Source organism: Nostoc cf. edaphicum LEGE 07299, from assembly GCF_015207245.1.
GTDB classification, from domain to species: Bacteria; Cyanobacteriota; Cyanobacteriia; order Cyanobacteriales; family Nostocaceae; genus Nostoc; species Nostoc edaphicum_B.
On sequence record NZ_JADEXF010000290.1, the window covers coordinates 1 to 5,617 of the forward strand.

At 49.9% G+C, this 5,617-nt stretch carries 8 protein-coding genes and 1 pseudogene; all 9 read left to right on the top strand.

The genetic code is table 11. From position 1 onward, the window contains the following. Positions 1–224, top strand: a 224-nt coding sequence (locus tag IQ229_RS10750) for an SDR family NAD(P)-dependent oxidoreductase (RefSeq protein ID WP_322743971.1), incomplete at its 5' end; no start/stop codon positions are given. A 90-nt stretch (positions 225–314) separates the two neighbouring features. Continuing rightward, the gene (locus tag IQ229_RS10755; protein WP_194043550.1) at positions 315–896 is read left to right on the top strand and encodes an ester cyclase; all 582 of its coding nucleotides are present in this window, start codon (positions 315–317) and stop codon (positions 894–896) included. A gap of 29 nt (positions 897–925) precedes the next feature. Continuing rightward, the gene (locus tag IQ229_RS10760; RefSeq protein ID WP_194043551.1) at positions 926–1,654 is read left to right on the top strand and encodes an alpha/beta fold hydrolase; all 729 of its coding nucleotides are present in this window, start codon (positions 926–928) and stop codon (positions 1,652–1,654) included. A gap of 47 nt (positions 1,655–1,701) precedes the next feature. Beyond that, positions 1,702–1,860, top strand: a pseudogene (locus IQ229_RS10765) (SDR family NAD(P)-dependent oxidoreductase); the annotation flags it as partial. Positions 1,861–1,912: 52 nt separating this feature from the next. Beyond that, on the top strand, positions 1,913–2,305 hold the full coding sequence (locus IQ229_RS10770) for a RidA family protein (protein ID WP_069072425.1): 393 nt from the start codon (positions 1,913–1,915) through the stop codon (positions 2,303–2,305). A 151-nt stretch (positions 2,306–2,456) separates the two neighbouring features. Continuing rightward, positions 2,457–3,290 (top strand): SDR family oxidoreductase, encoded by an 834-nt coding sequence (locus tag IQ229_RS10775; RefSeq protein WP_194043552.1) that lies wholly within the window; start codon positions 2,457–2,459, stop codon positions 3,288–3,290. A gap of 294 nt (positions 3,291–3,584) precedes the next feature. Continuing rightward, positions 3,585–3,764: an SDR family oxidoreductase gene (locus tag IQ229_RS10780; protein WP_409339920.1), complete on the top strand. Its 180-nt coding sequence runs from the start codon at positions 3,585–3,587 to the stop codon at positions 3,762–3,764. 60 nt (positions 3,765–3,824) lie between these two features. Further along, a complete protein-coding gene (locus IQ229_RS10785) occupies positions 3,825–4,721 on the top strand; it encodes an alpha/beta fold hydrolase (protein ID WP_194043553.1) in 897 nt (298 codons plus the stop codon). 325 nt (positions 4,722–5,046) lie between these two features. Then, positions 5,047–5,617: dioxygenase family protein (locus IQ229_RS10790; protein WP_194043555.1), on the top strand; the 571-nt coding region annotated here is incomplete at its 3' end.

Here is a 5,617-nt window from a genome sequence, read left to right on the forward strand (position 1 = left end):
TTGTGCTGAAGGTCAATATTGATTGGAACAGGAGAAACAGGATGATACTGCAAGATAAAGTGGCGTTAGTGACTGGAGGAACAGCGGGTATTGGCAGAGCAACAGCGATCGCGCTCGGTGCTGCTGGAGCAAAAGTCGTGTTCTCCGGTAGACGCGACGCAGAAGCTGAAAAAACCGCCCAACTGATTCGTGAAACAGGCGCTGAATGCTTATACGTCCATTGAAACAAGTTCACTAATATCACAAGAATCTGAAAGCAGTCAAGCATTGGAACTCAAGACACTTTAGATAGATAGAACTAGGAGTATTTAATCATGGTCAAAGAGCAAACTGTAGACGGACAAGCTTCTTTACAAGCAACTACCAATTTGACACCAGCCCAGGAGTATTTGCAAGCACTTTGGGAAGAGCATTTACAGTACGAGTTTGGCACTCACAGTACTGAAGATGCCGTCGCTACGATGGTTGAAGATGCTTACGTTAACCACATCCCGGTAATGACTGGGGGAGTCGGGAAACCAGCAGTGCGCGAGTTTTATTCCAAATACTTGATTCCACAGATGCCGCCCGACATGGAGTTGACCCCAATCTCGCGCACGATCGGGACAGATCAACTCGTGGATGAAATGGTGGCTAAGTTCACTCATACTGTTTGGATGGAATGGATATTACCCGGCGTTGCTCCCACCGGAAAACGGGTGGAAGTGCCAGTAGTAGCGATCGTCCAGTTCCGTGACGGCAAACTAGCCCACGAACACATTTACTGGGATCAGGCAAGTGTATTGGTTCAAGTCGGCTTGCTCGACCCGGGTACACTTCCTGTTGTCGGTGTTGACAGTGCGCGTAAGGCGATCGATCCCAACTTACCTTCAAACACACTAATCGATCGCACTTAGCGATCGCGACTAAATGTAGGAGTCATCCAATGTCAACTTTTGTCTTAGTTCACGGCTCATGGCATGACGGTTCTGCTTGGGAACCTGTCATCAAACATTTAGAAGCTAAAGGGCATCAAGCGTTTGCTCCCACGATCGCAGGTCATGGCAAAGGCGCGAATAAGAATGTTAACCATGCTCAATGTACACAATCGATCGTCGATTACATTGTTGACAAAGACTTAACCGATATCGTCCTACTCGGACATAGTTTCGGTGGCACGATTATTGCGAAAGTTGCCGAAGCAATTCATGAGCGCATTCGACGGCTCATCTTCTTAGATGCTTTTGTCCTCAATGATGGTGAAAGCCTCAGAGATATACTCCCACCGGACTATCAAACGTTAAACGACCAACTAGCGAGAACATCGGACGACAATACGCTGATGCTACCTTTTGAGATTTGGCGAGAAACGTTTCTCAACGACACTGACCTCGACCTGGCTAAATCTAGTTACGCACAATTATCGCCCGAACCGTATCAACCGTTAATTGACAAGTTGGACTTGAAGCAGTTTTACTCGTTGCCCATTCCTAAAAGTTACCTCTACTGTACAGAAGATAATGTCCTCCCTCAAGGCGAACAGTGGGGTTGGCATCCGAGAATGTCTAACCGCTTGGGGATATTTCGGCTTGTACAAATGCCCGGTAGTCACGAGGTGATATTTTCTAATCCGATCGGTTTAGCAGAAAAAATTATCGTGGCAGGACGCGATTAGCCGCAGGATTTGCAACTGTGTTTATTGATTGAAACAGGAGAAACAGAATGATACTTCAAGATAAAGTGGCGTTAGTCACTGGCGGCACAACGGGTATTGGTCGAGCAACGGCGTTAGCGAAGCTTAACGAAGTTATCGCTTATGCCCAACAACAAGCAAAGGTGGTGCTGGGTCGTCGAATTGATGAAGGTGAAGAAACTATAAAAAATGCAAAAACCGAACACCGCTTTCCAGCGACCCACAACAGGAGCATTCCATATGACCCAGCGTGACGCCGTTTTCCCCGCCGGTCGGCATGACCTCTACACGTCACAGACCTATTCCGCAGCGATCAGATCAGGTGACCTCCTGTTCGTGTCTGGTCAGGTCGGCAGTCGCAGCGATGGCTCGCCCGAGCCGGATTTTGAGGCTCAGGTCCGCCTGGCATTCTCCAATCTCGAGGCGACCCTGCAAGCGGGTGGATGCAGGCTTGACGATATCGTCGACGTGACGACCTTTCATACCGATCCCGAGAATCAGTTCGGCACGGTCATGACCGTTAAAAGCGAAGTTTTCCCGGAAGCGCCTTATCCGAATTGGACGGCGATCGGCGTCAACTGGCTCGGGGGGTTCGACTTCGAGATCAAGGTCATAGCCCGTATTCCAGGCTGAATTCATCAGGCGGAGCGGGCGGCGAGATAACCCGACACTGCACTCGACCGACCCAGCATTTGTCATCAGGGCGAAGCAATTCGCGGGCTTATTGGTAAGTAAATTGCCGATTTGACGATCACATTAGTAATCACATACCCAGTAAAACACTATGTCACAAAAACTCTCAGGAAAAGTTGCGCTTGTCACCGGAGGCACATCGGGAATCGGTAGAGCTACCGCGATCGCTTATGCTCAACAACAAGCAAAGGTGGTGGTGGTGGGTCGTCGAATTGATGAAGGTGAAGAAACGGTTCGATTGATTCAGGATGCTGGCGGAGAGGCTATTTTTGTGCAAGCAGATGTCACGAAAGAAGCCGATGTTAAAGCAATGGTTGATAAAACGGTTGACGTTTTTGGTCGGTTGGATATTGCCTTTAATAATGCAGGAATGGGCGGCGAAAATCCCTCATTGATTGAGCAAACAGAAGCTGAATATGACCGCACTATGAATGTCAATGTCAAAGGTGTTTGGTTGTCGATGAAATATGAAATTGCTCAGATGTTGAAACAGGGAAGTGGTTCGATCGTCAATATGGCATCTGCGGTTGGAGTCGTTGCACTTCCTAACATACTCCTCTACACCGCGAGTAAATATGCGGTAGTAGGCTTAACAAAAGCTGCTGCGCTCCAATATGCCAAAGCGGGTATTCGCATCAATGCCGTTGCACCAGGGTCAATCCAAACAGATATGTTTGAAGCTGCTGCGCTCCAATATGCCAAAGCGGGTATTCGCATCAATGTCGTTGCACCAGGGGCAATCCAAACAGATATGTTTGAAGCAGTTACAGATGAAGCCAAAGCTTACTTGACAGGACTTCACCCGATCGGACGAGTTGGCACACCGCTTGAAGTTGCAAATGCAGTCCTGTTTTTATCATCTGAGATGGCATCGTTCGTAACAGGTGAAACGTTGATGGTAGATGGTGGGTTTGTAGCGCAGTAGTCGAAAGGCAGTGCGAAACGTTGCGACCAAGTAGCGATCGACCTGCATCATCCGCTCGATCACTCTCCGTGCCGTTGGTTTCTCAGGGGCGTACCGATAGTACGCAGTGTTTGATTGAGCAGTAATACATCTAAATGAGTCCATCATGACAACAACACTTGCAGGCAAAGTTGCACTGGTAACGGGTGGTTCTCGCGGTTTAGGAGCGGCGATCGTAGGGTATGCGAAAGGTGTCCAGCGCGATCTTGGTCCGCGCAACATCACTGTGTGCAGCCAGGTATCATGCCGACGGACATGGCAACAGCCGCAGCCGACAAATTGCCGGAAGCAGCGGAAGCGATCATGGATCTTCACGCCATCCGCCGGATCGCAACCTTGGAGGAGGTAGCGGCGACCGTTTGCTTCCTCGAAAGTTCAGACGCTGGCTACATCAGCGGCAATGTAGTGGATGTGTCCGGCGGATTCCAAATCTGAGCGTCGAAGTTTAGTCCGAAGCAGATCAAAACTTTTACACGCGCAATCAAAGGAAAAAAGATGAAAATACGCTATGGGTTTCGACAGGTTGGTGATGTCGAAGTGTTCTACCGCGAAGCGGGGGCAAGCGACGCGCCGGTAATACTGCTGTTACATGGCTTTCCGACCGCTAGCCATATGTTCCGCGACCTGATCCCTCTGCTCGCCGATCGCTTTCGGCTCGTTGCACCAGATCTCCCTGGTTTTGGACAGACCAAGGCACCGCCACGCGGGGCATTCGACTACAGGTTCGACCGCCTTGCCGCCGTAATCGAGGGCTTCGTCGATGCTTTGTCGCTCGATCAATACGTACTCTACATCTTCGACTACGGTGCGCCAGTAGGTCTGCGTCTGGCGATGCGCCATCCTGAACGGATATCTGCGATTGTCTCGCAGAACGGCAACGCCTACCTTGAAGGTTTTAGTGACGAATGGGGGCCGTGGGAAACCTATTGGCGTGAACCGAGCGCAACGAACCGGGAAGCTTGCCGACTCTCGCTCGCGCCAGACACAATCCGGAACTGGCAGTATGGTACCGGAGCCGATCCAAACCTTTTGTCGCCCGACGGCTACGAACTCGACATCGCCTACATGGGGCGGCCAGACGCGGAGGAGATCCAGCTCGATCTGATCCTCGACTACCGCAGTAACGTCGCGCTCTATCCAGCCTTCCAGTCCTACTTTCGCAAGCACCGTCCGCCGCTTCTCGCCGTCTGGGGTCGTCATGATCCGGCGTTTCTGCCCGCTGGTGCTGCCGCCTATCAGCGAGATCTCCCGGATGCAAAGATTCACCTGCTCGACGCCGGACATTTCGCGCTGGAGACTCATGCAGAAGAGGTAGCAACGTTGATCCGCGCGTTCCTCGACAGAACGCTCGGTTCCACGCTGCGTCTTGAAGGTGATTGCACAAGAATCTGACAAAACACCCTAAGAATCTGAAAGAAACCGAGCATTAGGAGTCATTACACCCAACCTATGAAAATAGCAGGTAGGAAGCAAAAACACATTCTTCGCAATAAGGGACATCCATGAAACTCTATCATATGCCCGGTGCCTGTTCGGTGGCTGATCTCATCGTTCTTGAATGGATTGGTATGCCGCACGAAATCGTCAGGATGAGTCTTGAAAGCATCAAGTCACCAGACTATAGCTGTAGCCAATTAGGTTAGGACACAGACTATAAGTCAAGATGGTCGCCGTAAAACAACTATCATTAATCACGTAACTAAAAAGGAGTTTGATCGTGCAGAAAATCGCACTTGACACTATCACTGAAGCCGTCATTAATCATGGCGATCGTGGCAAATCTCACCCGCGACTGTATGAAATTTACACGAGCTTGGTTAGACATTTGCATGACTTTGTGCGTGAGGTGAAGCTGACTGAATTAGAATTGCAGCAGGGACGTAATTTTCTCAACCAGGCAAGTCATCACACTCAGGAGATTCCCACTGGAGAGATCCATCTGTTGACGGATATACTGGGAATTTCAGAGTTGGTAGAATTGCTGAACGATGCTCATCGCGGTACAGAAAGCAATTTAGAAGGACCCTTGTATGTGCCGAATGCACCAGAACGGCAGATGGGCGATCGCTTGGGTATTGATCCAGAAGGCGACACGCTTTTCCTGTCAGGCAGTGTTTTAGATTTGAACGGTCAACCGATCGCTAATGCCCTGATTGATGTTTGGCAACTAAATTCTAAGGGACTGTATGACATTCAGGATTCATCTCATCCCCAGGGAAACTTCCGAGGGTGTTTCAAAACAGATGGCAGTGGCAAGTATACGTTTGAAACTGTAGTACCAATAGGCT

Bases quoted from the DNA above. Each gene is read 5' to 3' on its own strand.
- IQ229_RS10780 (WP_409339920.1), top strand. From the start codon at position 3,585: ATGGCAACAGCCGCAGCCGACAAATTGCCGGAAGCAGCGGAAGCGATC.
- IQ229_RS10775 (WP_194043552.1), top strand. From the start codon at position 2,457: ATGTCACAAAAACTCTCAGGAAAAGTTGCGCTTGTCACCGGAGGCACA.
- IQ229_RS10785 (WP_194043553.1), top strand. From the start codon at position 3,825: ATGAAAATACGCTATGGGTTTCGACAGGTTGGTGATGTCGAAGTGTTC.
- IQ229_RS10760 (WP_194043551.1), top strand. From the start codon at position 926: ATGTCAACTTTTGTCTTAGTTCACGGCTCATGGCATGACGGTTCTGCT.
- IQ229_RS10755 (WP_194043550.1), top strand. From the start codon at position 315: ATGGTCAAAGAGCAAACTGTAGACGGACAAGCTTCTTTACAAGCAACT.
- IQ229_RS10770 (WP_069072425.1), top strand. From the start codon at position 1,913: ATGACCCAGCGTGACGCCGTTTTCCCCGCCGGTCGGCATGACCTCTAC.